Annotated in this window: 18 protein-coding genes; all 18 read left to right on the forward strand. The window is 54.9% G+C overall.

Features of this window, described 5'->3' with window-relative positions; translation table 11 throughout:
• Positions 1 to 472: 472 nt before the first annotated feature.
• The 18 genes from tssB to FOC35_RS18560 all read left to right on the forward strand — a co-directional run bounded on the left by tssB (position 473) and on the right by FOC35_RS18560 (position 19,616).
• Positions 473 to 970 carry a type VI secretion system contractile sheath small subunit gene (gene tssB / locus FOC35_RS18475; RefSeq protein ID WP_172569758.1) on the forward strand — a complete coding sequence of 166 codons (498 nt, stop codon included), beginning with the start codon at positions 473 to 475 and terminating at the stop codon, positions 968 to 970.
• Positions 971 to 1,003: 33 nt separating this feature from the next.
• Positions 1,004 to 2,551, forward strand: coding sequence for a type VI secretion system contractile sheath large subunit (gene tssC / locus FOC35_RS18480; protein ID WP_016536824.1), 1,548 nt, complete (start codon positions 1,004 to 1,006; stop codon positions 2,549 to 2,551).
• A gap of 11 nt (positions 2,552 to 2,562) precedes the next feature.
• Entirely contained in the window at positions 2,563 to 3,903 is a 1,341-nt protein-coding gene (gene tssK / locus FOC35_RS18485; protein ID WP_172569759.1) for a type VI secretion system baseplate subunit TssK, read from the forward strand.
• On the forward strand, positions 3,900 to 4,589 hold the full coding sequence (gene tssL / locus FOC35_RS18490; RefSeq protein WP_172569760.1) for a type VI secretion system protein TssL, short form: 690 nt from the start codon (positions 3,900 to 3,902) through the stop codon (positions 4,587 to 4,589). The genes tssK and tssL overlap by 4 nt, the downstream gene beginning before the upstream one ends.
• Positions 4,586 to 6,295: an OmpA family protein gene (locus FOC35_RS18495; protein WP_172569761.1), complete on the forward strand. Its 1,710-nt coding sequence runs from the start codon at positions 4,586 to 4,588 to the stop codon at positions 6,293 to 6,295. The genes tssL and FOC35_RS18495 overlap by 4 nt, the downstream gene beginning before the upstream one ends.
• Before the next feature lie 5 nt (positions 6,296 to 6,300).
• Complete coding sequence (gene hcp / locus FOC35_RS18500) at positions 6,301 to 6,792, forward strand: type VI secretion system effector Hcp (protein ID WP_016536820.1); 492 nt, start codon at positions 6,301 to 6,303, stop codon at positions 6,790 to 6,792.
• Between the two features lie 170 nt (positions 6,793 to 6,962).
• The gene (gene tssH, locus FOC35_RS18505; RefSeq protein WP_172569762.1) at positions 6,963 to 9,617 is read left to right on the forward strand and encodes a type VI secretion system ATPase TssH; all 2,655 of its coding nucleotides are present in this window, start codon (positions 6,963 to 6,965) and stop codon (positions 9,615 to 9,617) included.
• The gene (locus FOC35_RS18510) at positions 9,614 to 11,992 is read left to right on the forward strand and encodes a type VI secretion system Vgr family protein (RefSeq protein WP_172569763.1); all 2,379 of its coding nucleotides are present in this window, start codon (positions 9,614 to 9,616) and stop codon (positions 11,990 to 11,992) included. Before tssH ends, FOC35_RS18510 begins: the two co-directional genes overlap by 4 nt.
• A gap of 3 nt (positions 11,993 to 11,995) precedes the next feature.
• Positions 11,996 to 12,772: a DUF4123 domain-containing protein gene (locus tag FOC35_RS18515; RefSeq protein WP_172569764.1), complete on the forward strand. Its 777-nt coding sequence runs from the start codon at positions 11,996 to 11,998 to the stop codon at positions 12,770 to 12,772.
• Positions 12,772 to 12,990: a YceK/YidQ family lipoprotein gene (locus tag FOC35_RS18520; RefSeq protein WP_172569765.1), complete on the forward strand. Its 219-nt coding sequence runs from the start codon at positions 12,772 to 12,774 to the stop codon at positions 12,988 to 12,990. Before FOC35_RS18515 ends, FOC35_RS18520 begins: the two co-directional genes overlap by 1 nt.
• Before the next feature lie 23 nt (positions 12,991 to 13,013).
• Positions 13,014 to 13,550 (forward strand): DUF3304 domain-containing protein, encoded by a 537-nt coding sequence (locus FOC35_RS18525; protein ID WP_172569766.1) that lies wholly within the window; start codon positions 13,014 to 13,016, stop codon positions 13,548 to 13,550.
• A 141-nt stretch (positions 13,551 to 13,691) separates the two neighbouring features.
• Positions 13,692 to 14,216, forward strand: a complete 525-nt coding sequence (locus FOC35_RS18530; RefSeq protein ID WP_172569767.1) for a DUF3304 domain-containing protein — start codon at positions 13,692 to 13,694, stop codon at positions 14,214 to 14,216.
• A gap of 140 nt (positions 14,217 to 14,356) precedes the next feature.
• On the forward strand, positions 14,357 to 14,887 hold the full coding sequence (locus FOC35_RS18535; RefSeq protein ID WP_172569768.1) for a DUF3304 domain-containing protein: 531 nt from the start codon (positions 14,357 to 14,359) through the stop codon (positions 14,885 to 14,887).
• Positions 14,888 to 15,027: 140 nt separating this feature from the next.
• Entirely contained in the window at positions 15,028 to 15,558 is a 531-nt protein-coding gene (locus FOC35_RS18540; RefSeq protein WP_172569769.1) for a DUF3304 domain-containing protein, read from the forward strand.
• 140 nt (positions 15,559 to 15,698) lie between these two features.
• Entirely contained in the window at positions 15,699 to 16,229 is a 531-nt protein-coding gene (locus FOC35_RS18545) for a DUF3304 domain-containing protein (protein ID WP_172569770.1), read from the forward strand.
• 140 nt (positions 16,230 to 16,369) lie between these two features.
• Positions 16,370 to 16,900 (forward strand): DUF3304 domain-containing protein, encoded by a 531-nt coding sequence (locus tag FOC35_RS18550; RefSeq protein WP_172569771.1) that lies wholly within the window; start codon positions 16,370 to 16,372, stop codon positions 16,898 to 16,900.
• Positions 16,888 to 19,341, forward strand: coding sequence for a DUF2235 domain-containing protein (locus FOC35_RS18555; RefSeq protein WP_172569772.1), 2,454 nt, complete (start codon positions 16,888 to 16,890; stop codon positions 19,339 to 19,341). The genes FOC35_RS18550 and FOC35_RS18555 overlap by 13 nt, the downstream gene beginning before the upstream one ends.
• Before the next feature lie 17 nt (positions 19,342 to 19,358).
• Positions 19,359 to 19,616: a PAAR domain-containing protein gene (locus tag FOC35_RS18560; protein WP_016536807.1), complete on the forward strand. Its 258-nt coding sequence runs from the start codon at positions 19,359 to 19,361 to the stop codon at positions 19,614 to 19,616.
• Positions 19,617 to 19,658: the final 42 nt, after the last annotated feature.

The following is a 19,658-nucleotide window of genomic DNA, read 5'->3' on the forward strand; positions in this document are numbered from 1 at the left end:
TAAATTTATTTGTGGAAACGTTGAGGTTATTTTTATTGGAGTTTTTAATCCTGTTATTTCCTGAAGCTATATAAAAACGCTTATCCATTGCACATTTTTGTTCGGATGTTTCATGGTTTTTATTCTTTCGGCGGTAATTATCCTGGAAATATTAAGATAATTCCTAACTCTGATGTCAGAAAGGATATATCTTTGATTTAGATCAAGTAAAAGTGAAGTTAAGCTTTGTTCTCCGGTATTGTGATTTTTTATAGCTTAGTCTGCTGCTATTTATTTTCATTATGGTGATAAGTGCCATGAAAAGCGTCTCATTTGGTGATCATTTACTCACTTGTTGGTGGAAAATTCTTAATAAATCGAAATGTCAGATCTTAGATCTTTGCATTTGCTCATTGGCAGAGCAATGTTCTATCATCGGCGCGTAAAGAAATGTAGTCAGACGGCTACCACATGGCGATGAAAAGAGGGAACTATGAGCGACAGCTTCCAGAGAGAGATACCCAAGGCGCGTATTAATTTAAAACTTGATTTACATACCGGTGGCGCACAGAAAAAAACTGAACTGCCGCTGAAATTGCTGGTTACCGGTGATTTCAGTAACGGAAGAGAAACGGCTCCGTTATCCGAACGCAGCAAGATGAACATTAATAAAAATAACTTTAACAGCGTTCTGGCAGATTATTCTCCTGCGCTGAACCTGACGGTTGAAAATACGTTGGCAGGTGACGGTAGCGAAGAAAATGTAAATCTGAACTTCCGTGATATGAATGATTTCACACCCGAGCAAGTTGCCCGCCAGATCCCGCAATTAAAAGCCATGCTTGCCATGCGCAATCTCCTTCGTGATTTAAAAGCCAACCTGTTGGACAACCAGGCTTTCCGTAAAGAGCTGGAAAAAATCCTGCTCGACTCTTCCCTGAGCGCAGAACTGCGCAGCGAGCTTTCTGCCCTGGCGCCAAAACAGGTATAGCGGCGGCGATGTTTAACGGATTAACGAGAGAAAATGCTGATGTCTGTAAAAAATGAAAATGCAACTTCCGGCGAAAGCGTGGTTCTGGAACGCCCGGAAGCGGGCGGCGTTTATGCTTCCCTGTTTGAAAAAATTAACCTTAGCCCCGTTTCCGAGCTGAGCGCGCTGGATATCTGGCAGGACAGCCAGGCGATGTCTGACGCGACCGCCGACGAGCGCCTTACCGCCGGGATGCAGGTATTCCTGGAGTGCCTGAGCAAAGCGGGTACCAAAGTGGATAAGCTGGATAAGACGCTGATTGACCATCACATCGCCGAGCTTGACCAGCAAATTGGTCGCCAGCTGGATGCGGTGATGCATCATGACGATTTCCAGGCCGTTGAGTCCCTGTGGCGCGGCGTTAAGTCGCTGGTGGATAAAACCGACTTCCGCCAGAACGTGAAAATTGAACTGCTCGACCTGTCTAAAGACGCTCTGCGCCAGGACTTTGAAGACAGCCCGGAAATTATCCAGAGCGGTCTTTACCTGCAAACCTACGTGGCAGAATACGACACCCCTGGCGGGGAGCCGATTGGCGCGCTGATCTCAGCCTATGAGTTCGACGCCTCCGCTCAGGACGTGGCGCTGCTGCGTAATATCTCTAAGGTATCTGCCGCTGCCCACATGCCGTTTATCGGCTCCGCCGGGCCGCAGTTCTTCCTTAAGGACAATATGGAAGACGTCGCCGCTATTAAAGACATCGGGAACTATTTCGACCGTGCGGAATACATTAAATGGAAGTCCTTCCGCGACACCGATGACAGCCGTTACATCGGCCTGGTGATGCCGCGCGTGCTGGGCCGCCTGCCGTATGGCCCGGATACCGTGCCGGTGCGCAGCTTTAACTATGTGGAAGAGGTCAAAGGCCCGGATCACGATAAATACCTGTGGACCAACGCCTCGTTTGCCTTTGCTGCCAATATGGTGCGCAGCTTTATCAATAATGGCTGGTGCGTGCAAATTCGTGGTCCACAGGCCGGCGGTGCGGTGCAGGACTTGCCGATTCACCTCTACGATCTCGGCACCGGCAACCAGGTGAAAATTCCGTCTGAAGTGATGATCCCGGAAACCCGCGAATTCGAGTTTGCTAACCTGGGCTTTATCCCACTGTCGTACTACAAAAACCGCGACTATGCGTGCTTCTTCTCCGCTAACTCCACGCAGAAACCGGCGCTTTACGACACGGCGGATGCAACGGCTAACAGCAGGATCAACGCGCGCCTGCCGTATATCTTCCTGCTCTCACGCATTGCACATTACCTGAAGCTTATCCAGCGTGAAAATATCGGCACCACCAAAGACCGCCGCCTGCTTGAGCTGGAGCTGAACACCTGGGTTCGCAGCCTGGTGACCGAAATGACCGACCCGGGCGACGACCTGCAGGCTTCCCACCCGCTGCGCGATGCCAAAGTGACCGTAGAAGATATCGAAGATAATCCGGGCTTCTTCCGCGTGAAACTCTACGCCGTGCCGCACTTCCAGGTGGAAGGGATGGACGTCAACCTGTCGCTGGTTTCTCAAATGCCGAAAGCGAAAGCGTAAGGCGGCTACTTGTGAAGACAGAACAGCCGCTATGGGGGAGAGGGATCATGGTCTCGCCCCAGCATTTTCAACAACAGGCCGCCCACACGGCCTGGTTCACCGAATGCATTGCGCAGATGGGCCTCAATCACCCATGGGGGGTGATTGATGTTTCATTTGAACCGGATGCGTTGAAGCTGGGGCGCCTGCATGCCCGCAGGCTGCATCTGCGTTTTCAGGACGGAACGCTGGTTGATACCGACAATGCCGACGCGCTCCCTGAGGCGTTGCAGCTTAACGCTGAACAGCAGGACGTTCTGGTTGTGCTGGCGCTCCCTTTGTTGCGCGCCAACGGTGGCAACTGCCTGAGAACCGATGAGGTTGCCGAACGCCCAATCCGTTATCGCCAGCGCTGGCGTGATGTTCGCAACCAATTTGGCGAAGATACGCGGCAAATTGCCGTTCTCCAGCCTGAGCTGACGCTGCGCTACGCTCATCAAAATAACAGTGATTACTTGACCTGTCCCGTTGCCCGGTTGAGGCAGAACTCGCAGGGAAGCTGGGAGCTGGATAGCCATTTCCTGCCTCCTGTACTGATGGTGCAAAGCAGCCACTGGTTGATGATGCAGCTCGAACAGCTGATGACTCAGTTACGCGCGCGCCTTAAGCGGCTGATGGCTATGCGTAGAGAAAGCAATGAGCGCATGGCCGATTTTGCCGTCGCTGATGTGTCTCTTTTTTGGCTGCTGAATGCGCTTAACAGCGCCGAGCCGGTACTGGGGCAGTTCCAGCGTGCCCCTCAAAGTTCCAGTGAGCGTTTATTCACTGAACTTGCCCGGCTGGCGGGGAGCTTGCTGACTTTCTCTCTGGAGCATCAGGTCAGCGCCATTCCTGTGTATCAGCATGAACAGCTGAATGCGACATTTCCTCCGCTCTTCGATTTGCTCGGTACTCTGCTGGAAGCGAGCCTGCCTTCGCGCGTGGTTTCTATTGAGCTTACTCACGATAAACGTCTTCGCCAGTGGCTGGCTCGCCTTCAGGAGCCGCGCCTGCGTGAAGGGGCTGATTACTATGTCTCTGTGCGTTCTTCTTTGCCGGTGGCACAGCTGCAAGAGCAGTTCCCGCGCCAATGCAAAGTCGGGAGCCCGGACGAGGTGACAAGCCTGGTCAATTCCTCCCGGCAGGGCATTTTGCTCAAACCTATGCAGCACGTGCCTGCGGCCATTCCGCTGCGCCTGGAAAATCAGTATTTCTCGCTGGATCTCTCTCATCCGTCGGCACAGGCAATGCTTGAGGAGGGTAACTGTATGTTCTACACCCCCGGCACGCTTGGCGAGGTTGACCTTGAACTCTTTGCGGTACTCAGATCATGAAAGAGAACAAACGAGCGACAACCGCCGATGGCGATATCGATATGCTGCTACAGGATACCTGGTTACAGGTCATCAGCCTGCGGAAAGGGGCGGTATTTCAGGATGGTGAAGGGCGAGTGCTTTGGGATCGCTGCGTGGCAAATGTTGAGCACATTCAGCAGTCGCTAAAAGAACAAGGCGTGGATGAAGTCAGCCGCAAGGATATTCTGCTGGCGCAATGCGCTTTGTTGGATGAGGCAGTCAAAACCCGTGGGACTCAGGATGATGCCTGCGTTCAGTGGTATGACATTCCTTTGCAGGGCCACTTTCTGGGCACCATTGAATCCGGAGACACGCTGTCTACCCGAATGCGCGAAGTTCTGCGTGAGCCGCAGCCAAACGACAGGGTGTTGACCTGTTTTCATCGCGTGATGATGTTGGGCCTGGTGGGCGATTTTAGCTCTCTGAACGACCCGGAACGCAGCAAGCTGGTGAAAGCCCTGGAAGCTAAAGTGACGCCGTTTTCATTACCGCAAAGCCACCCGGTTATGGTGGAAAGCCCGCTGAGTTTAGGGCGAAGCGGCTGGCTCACTTCATGGCCCGCGGTGATTTTCCTGAGCGTGCTGGTGCTCGCTGGAGTGTGGTGGGGCCTGGATAGCTGGCTGGACAGGACTCTGGCCGCATTGCTACCGGGAATAGTGGAATGAGCCAAAATCAACTCCGTTTCCTGGCTTTGTGGGCCGCGCTGCTGGCTGGCTGCGTTTGCGTTGGATACCTGACGGTCTCCGTGCTGGCAAAAGTTTTAATTTTGCTTGCTGCCTGGGCCTGCGTGGCGCTGGTCTGGTTCGCGCTAAGCCGCAAAACGAAGCCCGCCCAAACGGAGCAACTGGACAACCTGCCGGACGCTACCTACAGGCAGCCCGTCGTTCTGGTCTGCGGTGATTTACCGCACGACTGGCCGGAAGGGGTCAGCGTCCTGACGGTGACTCAGGGGTGTTGGGTTCGGGTCGAAGAGGCTCAGGCCCTGGCAGAGACTGCACGGCAGGTTCTCTACCGGCGGCCCGGCTGGGGTGGCCAGCTTTCGATAATGGTTAACGTTTGCCCGCAGAGGCATAACGATGCGGAGGCTCTTACCAGCCAACTGCTGGCGGTGCGCTGGCAGATAGCCAAACTCCGCCGCGACACGGGGCATGCGTTTCCGCTGGTGCTTAGCTGCTACGCCGGAACCCCCCTTGTTAAGGATGTTCTCTGGCAGGCAGTGGTGCCGGGCGAAGGAGCCAGCGTATGGAGAGCGTCTACATTACCGGGTGCTTCCGCTGCTTTGATAACGACTGGCAACGTGATGGATACTTCATCTCAGGTGCTGATGAATAGCCTGGTAGCCTGGTGTCATCGTTATGTCGAAAGCATCTTTACGGATAAAAACCAGGACGCTGACGTGCTCCCGCCTGCGGCAAAATTATGGGGGTTATTCCCCGTGCTTGCCCGCGGCCTGAGCGTTTCGTCATGGTCCGATTGGTTAACAATGCAGACGGCCATGCCAAACGTGGCGGGCTGGCATCCCGTGGAGTCTGGGGCAGCAGATGCAGCAATTTTGCCAGATTTTATCCTGCCCCTGCTGCCCGTACGCAGAAGCATTACGCCCGGAGAGAGGGCTTTTTGCTGGGCCGGGGCGATCTTCACCCTGGCCGCCATTGCGGCGCTTTGCGGTAGTGCCTGGAATAATCGGCAATTGCTGCTGCGGGTGGGCTTCGATATTCAGCACTACAGCCAAATCCCCATGAATGATTATGACCCGAAGGCCTTGGCGGTCGGTCGGTTGCGCGAGCATGCGACTCAGCTTGATAACTATGCGCGCAACGGGCTTCCCGCCCATTTGGGGTTAGGGCTGTACAGGGGCGAACAGCTGCGCCTGCCGCTGATTAACGCTCTACGCAGCTACGTTCCGCCGCCTCCGCCACCTAAGGCGCCGAAACCAAAACCGGCTCCGGCAATCATCCGGCTGGACAGTATGTCGCTTTTCGACTCGGGTAAAGCATTGCTCAAACCCGGCTCCACGAAGCTGCTGGTTAACTCGCTGATGGGTATTAAAGCCAAACCCGGCTGGCTGATTGTGGTCAGCGGCCACACCGACAATACCGGTAATGCAAAGCTGAACCAGACGCTTTCCCTGAAGCGTGCCGAAGCGGTACGTGACTGGATGCGTGACACCGGAGACGTACCGGAAAGCTGTTTTGCGGTTCAGGGCTATGGCGCAGGCCGCCCTGCCGCAACCAACGACACGCCGGAAGGCCGCGCGCTTAACCGCCGTGTCGAAATCAGTCTGGTTCCGCAGGCGGATGCCTGCCGGTTACCGGGCGAAACCCTCGCGCTATCGCAGGATGATGGCGTATTAAAAAACGAAATGGAGTAAATCTCATGGCAATTCCTGTTTATCTTTGGCTGAAGGACGACGGCGGTGCGGACATTAAGGGGTCCGTTGATGTGCAGGACCGCGAGGGCAGCATCGAGGTAGTCGCTCAGGAGCATAAGCTGTATATCCCAACCGACAACAATACCGGCAAGCTGACCGGCACCCGTATCCACACGCCTTTCCTGTTCACCAAGGAAATCGACTCTTCCAGCCCGTATCTCTACAAAGCGGTAACCACCGGCCAGACCCTCAAGTCTGCTGAATTCAAGTGGTACAAAATTAACGATGCGGGCCAGGAAGTGGAGTATTTCAACACCAAGCTGGAAAACGTGAAGGTGGTGAAAGTGAATCCTGAAATGTACGACGTGAAAGACCCATCGAAAGAGAAACACAACCACCTCGAGCGCATTGAACTGCGTTACGAAAAAATCACCTGGACCTACAAAGACGGCAACATCATTCATTCCGACTCCTGGAACGAACGCGCTACCGCGTAAGCCGATGCGGACGGGGCAGCCCGTCCGCAGTTTTTTCCCCAGAGTCTGCCGTGCGGATGTTGAGCAAAAAATCACATCATTCCACCTGCCTGACCTGATGCGCTTGGGTTCCTGATTACCGGGAAAGCGATGGGCGGTAGCGTGCCCGGAACCGAGAAAGAGAGAGAATTATGGAAAATTCAGCCATCCTGCTACGCCGCCTTAACCCTTACTGCGCCCGCGCGCTGGAAGGTGCCGCCTCCCTGTGCCAGACCCGCGCTCATGCGGAGATCCAGCCCGAACACTGGCTGCTGAAATTGCTGGAACAGGGCGAAGGCGACCTGACGGTACTGGCCCGGCGTTACGAATGGAATATGGATACGCTCTGGCAGGAGCTGCTGGGCTGGCTGAACAATTTGCCTCGCTCGGTGCGCGGCCGCCCAAAACTCTCGGACGGCATTCAGGCTCTGATGCAGGAAGCCTGGCTGCGGGCTTCCCTGGCGGGGGAAGAACAAATTCGCAGCGTGCATCTGCTGATGGCGCTGGTCGATAAACCCAAACTGCTGCGCTGCGACGGCCTGTGGCCGATGTTGAGCCTCGGGCAGAGCCAGCTGGAGCGGCTGCGCCCGCTGCTGGATATGCAGTCGGACGAACGCCCTGAAGTGCAGCAGGAAGCTGAGCTGGCGCAAAACTACGGCGGTGAAGTTGAGTTTGTTGGCCGCCCGGCAGGGGCGGAAATCAAAGAGGGTGAGCTGAATCCGGCGCTGCAAAACGCGCTGGACAAGTTCACTCTGGATGTTACAGCTAAAGCGAAAGAGGGCAATATTGACCCGGTGTTTGGCCGCGACACGGAAATCCGCCAGATGGTGGATATTCTTTCCCGTCGCCGTAAAAACAACCCCATTCTGGTGGGCGAACCCGGCGTGGGCAAGACGGCTTTGGTGGAAGGGCTGGCGCTGCGTATCGCCGAAGGTAATGTGCCGGAAAGCCTGAAAAGCGTTAGCCTGCGTACTCTCGATCTCGGTCTTTTGCAGGCCGGGGCCGGAGTTAAGGGCGAGTTTGAGCAGCGGCTTAAAAACGTGATTGATGCCGTGCAGCAGTCCCCCACGCCCGTCCTGCTGTTTATCGACGAAGCGCACACTATCATCGGCGCGGGCAACCAGGCGGGCGGCGCGGATGCGGCTAACCTGCTGAAACCAGCTCTGGCTCGCGGTGAGCTGCGGACCATCGCCGCCACGACGTGGAGCGAATACAAACAATATTTTGAGCGCGATGCTGCCCTGGAACGTCGCTTCCAGATGGTGAAAGTGGATGAGCCGGACGACGACACCGCCTGCCTGATGCTCCGGGGCCTGAAATCCCGCTATGCGGAGCACCACGGCGTGCACATAACCGACGACGCGGTAAAAGCGGCCGTTACGTTATCACGCCGCTATTTAACAGGCCGCCAGCTGCCGGACAAAGCCGTTGATCTGCTCGATACCGCCAGCGCTCGCGTGCGGATGAGCCTTGATACCGTGCCGGAACCGCTAACCCGAATCCGCGTGCAGATCACCGCCCTGGAAGTAGAAAAACAGGCGCTGCTGGAAGACATTGCCGTGGGCAACGATGCCTGTGGTGAACGGCTGGCGGAAATCGAGCAGGAAGAAGTGAGCCTGATTGTTGAGCTGGATGAGCTGGAGACGCAGTACGGCCAGGCGCTGGAGCTGACGGAACAACTGCTGGAAAGCCGGCAGGATATCTCCCGCCAGAGCGAAACTCACCGCCTGCAACAACAGCTGAACGAGATGCAGTCCGGTAACCCGCTGCTTTCCGTGGATGTGGACACCCGCACAGTGGCCAACGTGATTGCCGACTGGACGGGCGTGCCGCTGTCTTCGCTGATGAAGGACCAGCAGACGGAATTGCTGACGCTGGAAAATGAAATCGCCAAACGCGTAGTGGGCCAGGACGTTGCCCTCAACGCTATTGCTCAACGGCTGCGTGCCGCAAAAACCGGTCTAACCTCGGAAAGCGGACCGCAGGGCGTGTTCCTGCTGGTTGGCCCTAGCGGCGTGGGCAAAACGGAAACGGCGCTGGCGCTGGCGGATGCCCTGTACGGCGGCGAAAAATCGCTTATCACGATCAACCTATCTGAATATCAGGAACCGCACACCGTTTCCCAGCTTAAAGGTTCGCCTCCTGGTTATGTGGGTTACGGCCAGGGCGGCATTCTTACCGAGGCCGTGCGCAAGAGGCCTTACAGCGTAGTGCTGCTGGACGAAGTGGAAAAAGCGCACCGCGACGTGATGAACCTCTTTTATCAGGTATTCGACCGCGGCTTTATGCGCGACGGCGAAGGGCGTGAGATCGACTTCCGTAACACCGTTATTCTGATGACTTCCAATCTCGGCGGTGACCACCTGATGCAGCTTCTGGATGAGCAGCCCGAAGCTGGCGAGTCAGATCTCCAGGAGCTGCTGCGCCCCCTCCTCAGGGATCACTTCCAGCCCGCGTTGCTTGCCCGCTTCCAGACGGTAATTTACCGCCCGCTGGATCGGGCGGCGATGCGCACCATAGTCGAAATGAAGCTGGCGCAGGTTAGCAAACGCCTGAACCGCCATTACGGTCTGGCAACCCATATTGAAGAGAGCCTGTATGGCGCCCTGACCGACGCCTGCCTGCTGCCGGACACCGGAGCGCGCAACGTAGACAGCCTGCTTAATCAGCAAATCCTGCCGGTACTTAGCCAGCAGCTGCTCACCTGGATGGCGGCAAAACAAAAACCAAAATCACTGGCGCTCGGCTGGGATGAAGAACAGGGCATTGTGCTGGAGTTCGATCCTTCGGAGGATGAAAGCGTATGAGTACCCATCCCTTAGTGATGTTCAGCCATAGCCACCACCTGCTTGCGGTGCGTGATTACGACGGTTCTCTTGACGTGCTGGCGTTTGAAGGCCGGGAAGCCCTGAGCCTGCCGTTCGGCTACCGTATAGAGTTTACCAGCCCGGATCACGCCATCAGCCGGGAAGCGATGCTGATGAAAACCGCTTCTCTGACGCTGCAGGCCCCGGTTGATCAGGGGGCGGGCATTAAAATCCAGCAGCCCGTAAGAGTGGTTCAGGGTGTGGTAACCGCTTTCGAGCGTTTTGCCACCTCAGAAGATCAAACGCACTATGCGCTCACGCTCCAGCCACGCCTGGCGCTGCTCAGCCGCTCGCACCAGAACGCCATCTACCAGGATGCTTCCGTGCCGCAGATAGTGGAGAAAATCCTCCGCGAGCGGCACGGCATGCAGGGGCAGGACTTTCTGTTTTCTCTCAGCAGAGAGTACCCGCGGCGGGAGCAGGTGATGCAGTACGGCGAGGATGACCTGCACTTCATCACCCGCCTTCTGGGAGAGGTGGGTATCTGGTTCCGCTTTACCGCGGATACCCGCCTTAATATTGATGTGGTTGAGTTTTACGACAGCCAGCAGGGTTACGAGAAGAGCCTGGCGCTGCCGTCCGTTCCGCCTTCGGGGCAACATGCTAAAGGCGTGGACTCGGTGTGGGGGATGGAGAGCCATTACCATGTGGTCGAGAAGCAGGTCAGCACCCGGGACTATAACTACCGTCTGGCGACCGAAGATATGAATGTGCAGGTGGATGCCACCCGGGATGACAGCACAACCTACGGAGACGCCTACCATTATGCCGACAACTATCTGACACCGGGCAGCCCGCAGGAACGTAACCCCGCTCCGGAGTCGGGGGCGTTTTACGCCAGGCTGCGGCATGAACGCTACCTCAACGGACAGACGAAGCTGGCAGGGATAACCAGCTGCCCGACGCTCTCTCCTGGCGCGGTGCTGGCAGTCAGCGGTGGGGATGAAGTGACGGAGGTATTTGCTAAAGGTGTGGTTATCACCGGAATGAGCAGCCACGCCCGGCGCGACAGCGATTTTGACGTTCATTTCAGCGCTATTCCGGCCGACGGTGACTACGGCTTTCGCCCTCAGCCGGGCAGGCGACCGGTGATGGCGGGCACGCTGCCCGCTCGCGTCACCAGCACCACCGAAAATGATACCTATGGCCATATCGACAAAGAGGGCCGCTACCGCGTCAACATGTTGTTTGACCGCGACAACTGGGAAACCGGGTTTGAAAGCCTGTGGGTACGCCAGTCCCGGCCGTATGCCGGAGACACTTACGGCCTGCATCTGCCGCTGCTGGCGGGCACAGAGGTGGCGATTGGGTTTGAAGACGGCAACCCGGACAGGCCATACATCACCGGCGTGCTGCACGACTCGGCGCACGGCGACCATGTCACCATTCGTAACTATAAGCGCAACGTGCTGCGCACCCCGTCCAATAACAAAATCCGCCTCGATGATAACCGCGGCCAGGAGCACATTAAGGTTTCGACCGAATACGGGGGTAAGAGCCAGCTAAACCTCGGCTACCTTGTCGACAGCGAGAAACAAAAGCGCGGCGAGGGCTTCGAGCTAAGAACCGACAGCTGGGGGGCCATCCGCGCCCGCAACGGCATGTTCATCAGCGCGGACGGGCAGGAAAAAGCGCAGGGGGAAGCGCTGGAAATGGGGGCGGCTATTAGCCTGCTCAAAGGTGCGCTCAATCAACTAACGGAATGGGGAAGCATTGCCCAGTCGCATAACAATGTGGTGCCCGATAAAGGGCCTCTTCAGGCTTTGGTTGAAGGGGCAACTGACCTGAAGTCGGCGGCGCTGTTAATGAGCGCGCCAGATGGCATAGCTGCGGTTACGCCGCAGTCAACGCTGTTACACAGCGGTAAAGGGCTAAGCCTCCAAAGTCTGGGCGAAGTCAATATTACTACCGCTCAGCGGCATTCTGTTGTTTCAAGTAAAGAAATTTCTCTTCTTGCGCAGCAAATGGGAATGCGGCTGGTTTCAGGCAAGGGGCCTCTGGCCATTGAGTCACATGCCGATACTCTCTCCCTGACCTCTCTGAAAGACGTTGTTGTGCAATCTACCCAGGGGCATTTGCAGCTTACTGCAAAAAATGGCATCACCCTGGGCTGTGGCGGCGCGTATATCCGCCTGGCTCCGGGAGGAGAGGTGGAAATTCATGGCCCTGGTCTTCTTAGTTTCAAGGGGCAGCACAAAATGGAGGCACCGGCGAGCGAGGAATTTCCGCTCCCCGAGCTGCCATCGTCTGTTTGCAAAGAGTGCCTGAAGCGAGCGCAGGAGCGCGCTCAGGGGTTTGTCACAAGGGAGGGCTAACTGATGGACAGCACGAAAATCTGGCTGGATAAAATTCAGCATACCTGCAGGCAATTTGACCAGGGGTATATCGACATCATCGTTGATCAATGCGAGATCTCCGTTATCCCGGCATTATCCGGGTTTTCCCCAGAGATAACATGGTGTTCCCTCTATGAAGGGTTGCCTGAAGATATCTACAGGGAGCAGGCACCGTTATTAATTCGCATCGATCTTGCTGACCAGCAGCAGGTTCTTTGGCTGTATGAGCTTGCACGGGAGGTTTCGCTCAAGGCTCCCCTGCTTGTGGTGGTTTCCTGCTGGCCGTTTTCCGACCTTGCAGACTGGCTAAGGCGGTGTATAGACGCCAGCCATGAAGGGCGACCCGGAGTGTTCCGCTTCTGGGATACGCGTGTTTTCCCTGAATTATTTACCGATATTCTTGATGAGGCGGGGAAAGCGCAGCTTAAACGGCCGGCTCTTTTCTGGAGTTGGATGGACAGGGACCGGCGGCCCGCGATGCTTGAGGGAAATGGCGCAGTCACGTCTAAGGAAACATGTCAGAAAATCGATTTTAGCGACGCTCAGTTCGAAGCGTTTATGTGCCTGTGCGATGCCGAGAATTTTTTAAGTACTCAGAGTTTGCCTGCTCATATCTTTGCAACCAAAGAGGCGGCATTTTCAGCATGTTTTAACGCGATGCAGACGGCAACTAAAAAAAGGATCCTCTTTGAGGAGGAACGAGACACCTGGGTTATGGAACACCTTTGTAAACACCAAAAGGAAGAGGTTATTCATTGATGAAAAACATTATTGTACTGGCGGCGGTATTTTTTTTGAGCGGGTGCGGTTCTATAGCCACCCATTCGGAAGGCTGTTACCGGGAATATTATCAGGGAACTGAAAGGATGGTAAACCTGGGCCACTGGGCCTGGATCCTCTGGATTGATGTCCCTTTTTCTGCCGTTGTCGACACCCTAACTTTACCTGTTGACGCTGTTTGTATCGGCACTCATTGAATACCGCAGCGGAGAGTAAGGTAATGGTAAAGAATATAAAAATCATTAGCGCAGTGCTTGGCATTTGCTCTCTTACTGCCTGCAGCCAGCCGCATGCGGAGACACAAAGCGGCGGCGGGGGCGGAACAATCAAAGCGATAAACCATACCAAATGGGCCATCAACAACTTCAGCGTTAACGGCCAGTCGGGAATTGATGCTATCGGGCCATTCGACGGCGGAGGCGGGGGCTGCTGCTACGGGGTGCCTGCCGTCTGGAAGCCGGGTATGACGGTAAAAATAGATTGGGAAAGTGGAGAGGCGTCAACTGCCGGATTCCCTGGCTTTGCCGATCGTGAAAAATATAAAGCCTGGGAAAAGAAAATGAGCGCTAATAACAGGCAACATAGCAAAACCGTGTCATTACCTGATTATACGGGACAGGAAGTATGCGGTATTACCGTTCACTTTTTACCCTGTGATGAGGTGAAAGTGACCACCAGCTGCTGGTCGCCGACCAATAAAAACTACCCAATCAAATTACCGCTTGAGATGAAGGAGCCGAAGGTATGCCCAAGGTAACGACAGATCTGGCCTGGTACCCGCCGCCTTTCCCTGCAATAGCCTGAATAAGTCAGCCAGATTATTTAACCGTGCCTGCGGCTGCGGGCAGGGCTAAATGATTTTCCAGATACCGGACAGCACAACAAAAGGAAGAGGGTAATGAAGAGACAATGCTACGGCATAGTACTGAGCATCGCGTTACTTGGCGGCTGCAGCCAGCCGCATGCGGAGACACAAAGCGGCGGCGGAACCATAGAAGCGATAAACCATACCAAATGGGCCATCAACAACTTCAGCGTTAACGGCCAGTCGGGCATCGATGCTATCGGGCCATTCGACGGAGGCGGCGGGGGCTGCTGCTACGGGGTACCTGGCGTCTGGAAACAGGGTATGACGGTGCGGATTGACTGGGAGAGTGGAGAGGCGTCAACTGCCGGATTCCCGGGGTTTGCAGACTATGAAAAATATAAAGCCTGGGAAAAAAAAATGAGCGCAAACAACAGGCAGCACAGAAAAACGGTTCCTGTTCCAGATTATACCGGGCAGAAAACCTGTGGTATCACCGTTCACTTCCTGCCGTGCGACGAAGTGAAAGTGACTACCAGCTGCTTTACCTACGGTAGCCCATCTTACCCAATTAAACTGCCGCTTGAGATGAAGGAGCCGAAGGTATGCCCGAGATAACGACAGATCTGGCCTGGTACCCGCCGCCTTTCCCGGCAATAGCTGAATAAGGCCGCCAGATTATTTAACCGTGCCTGCGGCTGCGGGCAGGGTTAAAGGATTTTCCAGATACCGGACAGCACAACAAAAGGAAGAGGATAATGAAGAGACAATGCTACGGCATAGTACTGAGCATCGCGTTACTTGGCGGCTGCAGCCAGCCGCATGCGGAGACACAAAGCGGCGGCGGTGGGGGAACAATCAAAGCGATAAACCATACCAAATGGGCCATCAACAACTTCAGCGTTAACGGCCAGTCGGGAATTGATGCTATCGGGCCATTCGACGGCGGAGGCGGAGGCTGCTGCTACGGGGTACCTGCTGTCTGGAAACCGGGTATGACGGTAAAAATAGATTGGGAAACTGGATTAGGAGGGACAGAAGGATTCCCCGGATATGAACAGTGGGAAAAATATCTCAAGTGGCAAAGAAAAATGGACATGCAAAAAAAAACACATAGTGCAATTGTCCCATTACCAGACTACTCCGGGAAAGAAACCTGCGGCATTACCGTTCATTTTTTACCCTGCGATGAAGTGAAAGTGACCACCAGCTGCTGGTCGCCGACCAATGCAAACTACCCAATCAAACTGCCGCTTGAGATGAAGGAGCCGAAGGTATGCCCAAGGTAACGACAGATCTGGCCTGGTACCCGCCGCCTTTCCCGGCAATAGCTGAATAAGTCAGCCAGATTATTTAACCGTGCCTGCGGCTGCGGGCAGGGTTAAAGGATTTTCCAGATACCGGACAGCACAACAAAAGGAAGAGGATAATGAAGAGACAATGCTACGGCATAGTACTGAGCATCGCGTTACTTGGCGGCTGCAGCCAGCCGCATGCGGAGACACAAAGCGGCGGCGGTGGGGGAACAATCAAAGCGATAAACCATACCAAATGGGCCATCAACAACTTCAGCGTTAACGGCCAGTCAGGAATCGATATTATCGGGCCGTTCGACGGCGGAGGCGGGGGCTGCTGCTACGGGGTGCCTGCCGTCTGGAAGCCGGGTATGAAGGTGCGGATTGACTGGGAGACTGGGCGAGCAGACACGGATGGATTTCCTGGGTTTGGAGATGATGCCAAATATCTGGCATGGGAAAAAAAAATGAAGGCGGATAATAGACAACATAGTAAGACCGTACCTCTACCCGACTATACCGGAGAGGAAGTGTGCGGCATTACCGTTCATTTTTTGCCCTGCGATGAAGTAAAAGTGACCACCAGCTGCTGGTCGCCGACCAATAAAAACTACCCAATCAAATTACCGCTTGAGATGAAGGAGCCGAAGGTATGCCCAAGGTAACGACAGATCTGGCCTGGTACCCGCCGCCTTTCCCGGCAATAGCTGAATAAGGCCGCCAGATTATTTAACCGTGCCTGCGGCTGCGGGCAGGGCTAAATGATTTTCCAGATACCGGACAGCACAACAAAAGGAAGAAGGTAATGAAGAGACAATGCTACGGCATAGTACTGAGCATCGCGTTACTTGGCGGCTGCAGCCAGCCGCATGCGGAGACACAAAGCGGCGGCGGTGGGGGAACAATCAAAGCGATAAACCATACCAAATGGGCCATCAACAACTTCAGCGTTAACGGCCAGTCAGGAATTGATGCTATCGGGCCATTCGACGGCGGGGGCGGAGGCTGCTGCTACGGGGTGCCTGCCGTCTGGAATCCGGGTATGACGGTGCGGGTTGACTGGGAAACTGGGCAAGGTTCGTCTGATGATTTCCCAGGTTATGCAGATGAAAAAAAATTTCTGGAATGGGCAAAAAAGATAAAGGCGCAACGTCGTCAGCACAGCAAAACCGTGCCAGTACCTGACTATACCGGACAGAAAACCTGCGGTATTACCGTTCACTTCCTGCCCTGCGACGAAGTAAAAGTGACTACCAGCTGCTTTACCTACGGTAGCCCATCTTACCCAATCAAACTGCCGCTTGAGATGAAGGAGCCGAAGGTATGCCCGAGATAACGACAGATCTGGCCTGGTACCCGCCACCTTTTCCGGCAATAGCTGAATAAGTCAGCCAGATTATTTAACCGTGCCTGCGGCTGCGGGCAGGGTTAAAGGATTTTCCAGATACCGGACAGCACAACAAAAGGAAGAAGGTAATGAAGAGACAATGCTACGGCATAGTACTGAGTATCGCGTTACTTGGCGGCTGCAGCCAGCCGCATGCGGAGACACAAAGCGGCGGCGGTGGCGGAACCTTAGAAGCGATAAACCATACCAAATGGGCCATCAACAACTTCAGCGTTAACGGCCAGTCGGGGATCGATATTATCGGGCCGTTCGACGGCGGAGGCGGGGGCTGCTGCTACGGGGTGCCTGCCGTCTGGAAGCCGGGTATGACGGTGAGAGTTGACTGGGAGACTGGGCGAGCAGACACGGATGGATTTCCTGGGTTTGGAGATGATGCCAAATATCTGGCATGGGAAAAAAAAATGAAGGCGGATAATAGGCAACATAGTAAAACAGTGCCTGTCCCTGACTACACCGGGCAGAAAACCTGTGGTATCACCGTTCATTTTTTACCCTGTGACGAAGTAAAAGTGACTACCAGCTGCTTTACCTACGGTAGCCCATCTTACCCAATTAAACTGCCGCTTGAGATGAAGGAGCCGAAGGTATGCCCAAGGTAACGACAGATCTGGCCTGGTACCCGCCGCCTTTCCCGGCTCAGGGAAGGTTGCCGTCGCGCGCCGCGCTGATAGGAGCGAACTGCAAAAAGCAGGCAAGTATGGAGCGGGAGTACCGAGATTCGCTTTGTGAGGCGGCGGACAGGGTGGTGGAGCTACCCTGCTGCAAGACTCTGCATATCAGCCTGTTTTTTGACGGTACCGGCAATAATCTGAATAACGACTTTTATCTTTCAAACCCTAAGCACCCGACCAATATTGCCCGGTTATTCAGGGCCAGCATCGGTAACGGTACGGCAGGGGGGGTAAGCAACACCGGCGGGCTGTTTGATTCGGACTCCTCTCTGAAAGGAAGCTATTTTAAATACTATATTCCCGGGGTTGGTACGCCTTTCCCGGAAATTAACGACCTGGACTATTCCCTTAGGGGGCTGGCCTTTGCGGACCGGGGGGAAGATCGCATTAACTGGGGGCTACTGCGAATTATCGATGCCCTCAAACGTTCCTTGTCCAAGAGCAATACCGATAGCAGTAAGCTATCAGATGGAGAAACACGTGATGCGCTAAAGAATATGGCGACCTCTATGGCCTCATTTGGGCTAACCGGCAGCCATAATCGCTACGAGGAATTTTCTTCCCAGCTAAAAAAACTGGAGAAGGAGCTGGGGACTGCGCTACAGCCGCCAAACCCAGGCCAGCCCAAACTGCTGGGGGTTAAGCTTTATATTTACGGGTTTTCCCGCGGGGCGGCGGCGGCAAGAACCTTCGTTCGCTGGCTAAGCGAGCTACTGCCGAAACCCGAGAAGGGCAAACAAAAACCCGACCAGTGCCTGGCGGTGGGTAACCTGAAGATCCCGCTAAGCGTGGAGTTTCTGGGGCTGCTGGATACCGTGGCCTCCGTCGGTGCTGCGCATATACTCCCCCTTGCCGAGGGGCATATGTCTTGGGCGGACGATACTCAGGAACTACCTGATGAGAAAACCTACGGCGGATTTATTAAAGACTGCGTACACCTGGTTTCTGCCCACGAGCAGCGGCTCTGCTTCCCGCTTGATTCTATTCGACGCTCGAACGGGAAATACCCGGCTAATAGCGTGGAGGTGATTTACCCGGGAATGCATTCGGATATTGGGGGAGGCTATCCGCCTGGAGATCAAGGAAAAGCTAATGGGAAAAACGATGGATACTTATTATCTCAAATCATATTACAAGATCTCTATTCACTAGCGTTTAAATCTGGCGCTCCACTAAAAGTTATGAAGCAAGCACTACCTCCAAATTTAGTATCGAATAAATGGAGGGTAATGCCATTTGATTTAGCCTCCGAATTTTATATTTCCGAGATTTTAATTAACCGTTTTAATGCCTGGCGAGAGTTAACCCTTAACCAGCCCTTATCGAAGGAACCCGTCACCGATGAGCAGGCGGCTAAATATGAGGCGCCCCGGGCCACCGTTAGCCTGGAAAAAGCGGTCCAGAATCAGTTGGCCTGGATAACGGCCTGGCGCATTAACCGCTATGCTCGCGGGACGATGCTGGGCACTCACTTTTACAAGGATGCGTCAGAAAAGCATGGTGTGTCGGGTGTGCTTAAAGAGGCCGAGGTGAGAAGGGAACTTGAACAGGGCGCGGTGAGAGCCAGGCGAAAAAATATGCTCGACAATACGCCTCCGGAAAAAATAAAAGATCTGGTGCTGGAGCCGGGAATAAAAGATTTCGACCCTGAAGTCTCTAAAACCCAGCTTCAGCAGGCCGCGCAGGAGTTTGGTGAAGACTATCGGGGCGAGTTCCGCAGCGTGCAAAGCCTCCCTCAACTGGTACTGGACGTTATTCCACGCAACGCAATCTTTATGATGAATTCTGATGACGAGCGGCAGGACTTCGCAACAATGAAACGCGAAGGTGAAGATAAAGTCCGGGTACTGTTTCCACTGCTGGGGGAGGAAAGTAATGCGGACCAGCCTGGAGGGCTTGTCAGGGCGCTGTTTGACGATCAGGTTCATGATTCCCGAGCCTGGTTTATGCACTATGCCCTTGAGGGGAGAGAGCTATGGAGCGGCTATTTTCGCTATCGGATGATCTATTTTGGCCGCGAATGCAGTAAATCTCTGTCTCCGCTGGCCATCGCCGGGAATGTCGTTGGGGCCGCAACGCTGGTTGGCGGGGTTATCTTCAGCTTCAGGCAGAAGGGCACAACCGCGAAGCTGGCAGGCCTGGCGGGAACGGCCGGTATATTCTCGCTGGAGTCTGAGGCTCTTGACTTGCTCACCGGGCTGCCGATTGCCATGAGCCCGGATGCCGCAAAACTCAAAGCCTTTACTCCCCAGCCAGGCGTTGTGGTCGCCGAGCAAACGGCCGCCGTGCAGGAGCAACGCCTCGCCTTCGCAAAATCCATCATCCATTCAGAGTGGGCGAAAGAAGCCGCTTCAACGCTCATTTCCTGACTCAGGGAAGACGTCATATGAAAAACATTATTCGTCAGGGTGACACCCTGAAGGAGCATGGCGGCCGGGTATTGGGCGGCCACTATCTCTGTTTTGGCAAAGGTATTGCCGCTAAGGGCGATGCCGTTAAATGTAATAAACACGGCATGACGACTATCGCGGAAGGCAGCTCGCTTACCGAAGTCGACGGCCAGCCGGTTGCGCTTCACGGGCATAAGTGCCGCTGCGGCTGCACGCTGGTGAGTTCATTTCCCGATTTTGGTATTGAAACGTGAGAGCGCCTCCCTTGTTCCCGCCTTACCGGGTTGCACGGCCGC

Source organism: Cedecea sp. FDAARGOS_727 (assembly GCF_012273235.1).
Classification (GTDB): domain Bacteria; phylum Pseudomonadota; class Gammaproteobacteria; order Enterobacterales; family Enterobacteriaceae; genus Cedecea; species Cedecea davisae.

Bases quoted from the DNA above. Each gene is read 5' to 3' on its own strand.
- FOC35_RS18495 (WP_172569761.1), top strand. From the start codon at position 4,586: ATGAGCCAAAATCAACTCCGTTTCCTGGCTTTGTGGGCCGCGCTGCTG.
- FOC35_RS18520 (WP_172569765.1), top strand. From the start codon at position 12,772: ATGAAAAACATTATTGTACTGGCGGCGGTATTTTTTTTGAGCGGGTGC.
- FOC35_RS18525 (WP_172569766.1), top strand. From the start codon at position 13,014: ATGGTAAAGAATATAAAAATCATTAGCGCAGTGCTTGGCATTTGCTCT.
- FOC35_RS18540 (WP_172569769.1), top strand. From the start codon at position 15,028: ATGAAGAGACAATGCTACGGCATAGTACTGAGCATCGCGTTACTTGGC.
- tssL (WP_172569760.1), top strand. From the start codon at position 3,900: ATGAAAGAGAACAAACGAGCGACAACCGCCGATGGCGATATCGATATG.
- tssH (WP_172569762.1), top strand. From the start codon at position 6,963: ATGGAAAATTCAGCCATCCTGCTACGCCGCCTTAACCCTTACTGCGCC.
- FOC35_RS18535 (WP_172569768.1), top strand. From the start codon at position 14,357: ATGAAGAGACAATGCTACGGCATAGTACTGAGCATCGCGTTACTTGGC.
- FOC35_RS18530 (WP_172569767.1), top strand. From the start codon at position 13,692: ATGAAGAGACAATGCTACGGCATAGTACTGAGCATCGCGTTACTTGGC.
- FOC35_RS18550 (WP_172569771.1), top strand. From the start codon at position 16,370: ATGAAGAGACAATGCTACGGCATAGTACTGAGTATCGCGTTACTTGGC.
- hcp (WP_016536820.1), top strand. From the start codon at position 6,301: ATGGCAATTCCTGTTTATCTTTGGCTGAAGGACGACGGCGGTGCGGAC.
- FOC35_RS18555 (WP_172569772.1), top strand. From the start codon at position 16,888: ATGCCCAAGGTAACGACAGATCTGGCCTGGTACCCGCCGCCTTTCCCG.
- tssC (WP_016536824.1), top strand. From the start codon at position 1,004: ATGCTGATGTCTGTAAAAAATGAAAATGCAACTTCCGGCGAAAGCGTG.
- tssB (WP_172569758.1), top strand. From the start codon at position 473: ATGAGCGACAGCTTCCAGAGAGAGATACCCAAGGCGCGTATTAATTTA.
- FOC35_RS18560 (WP_016536807.1), top strand. From the start codon at position 19,359: ATGAAAAACATTATTCGTCAGGGTGACACCCTGAAGGAGCATGGCGGC.
- FOC35_RS18510 (WP_172569763.1), top strand. From the start codon at position 9,614: ATGAGTACCCATCCCTTAGTGATGTTCAGCCATAGCCACCACCTGCTT.
- FOC35_RS18545 (WP_172569770.1), top strand. From the start codon at position 15,699: ATGAAGAGACAATGCTACGGCATAGTACTGAGCATCGCGTTACTTGGC.
- FOC35_RS18515 (WP_172569764.1), top strand. From the start codon at position 11,996: ATGGACAGCACGAAAATCTGGCTGGATAAAATTCAGCATACCTGCAGG.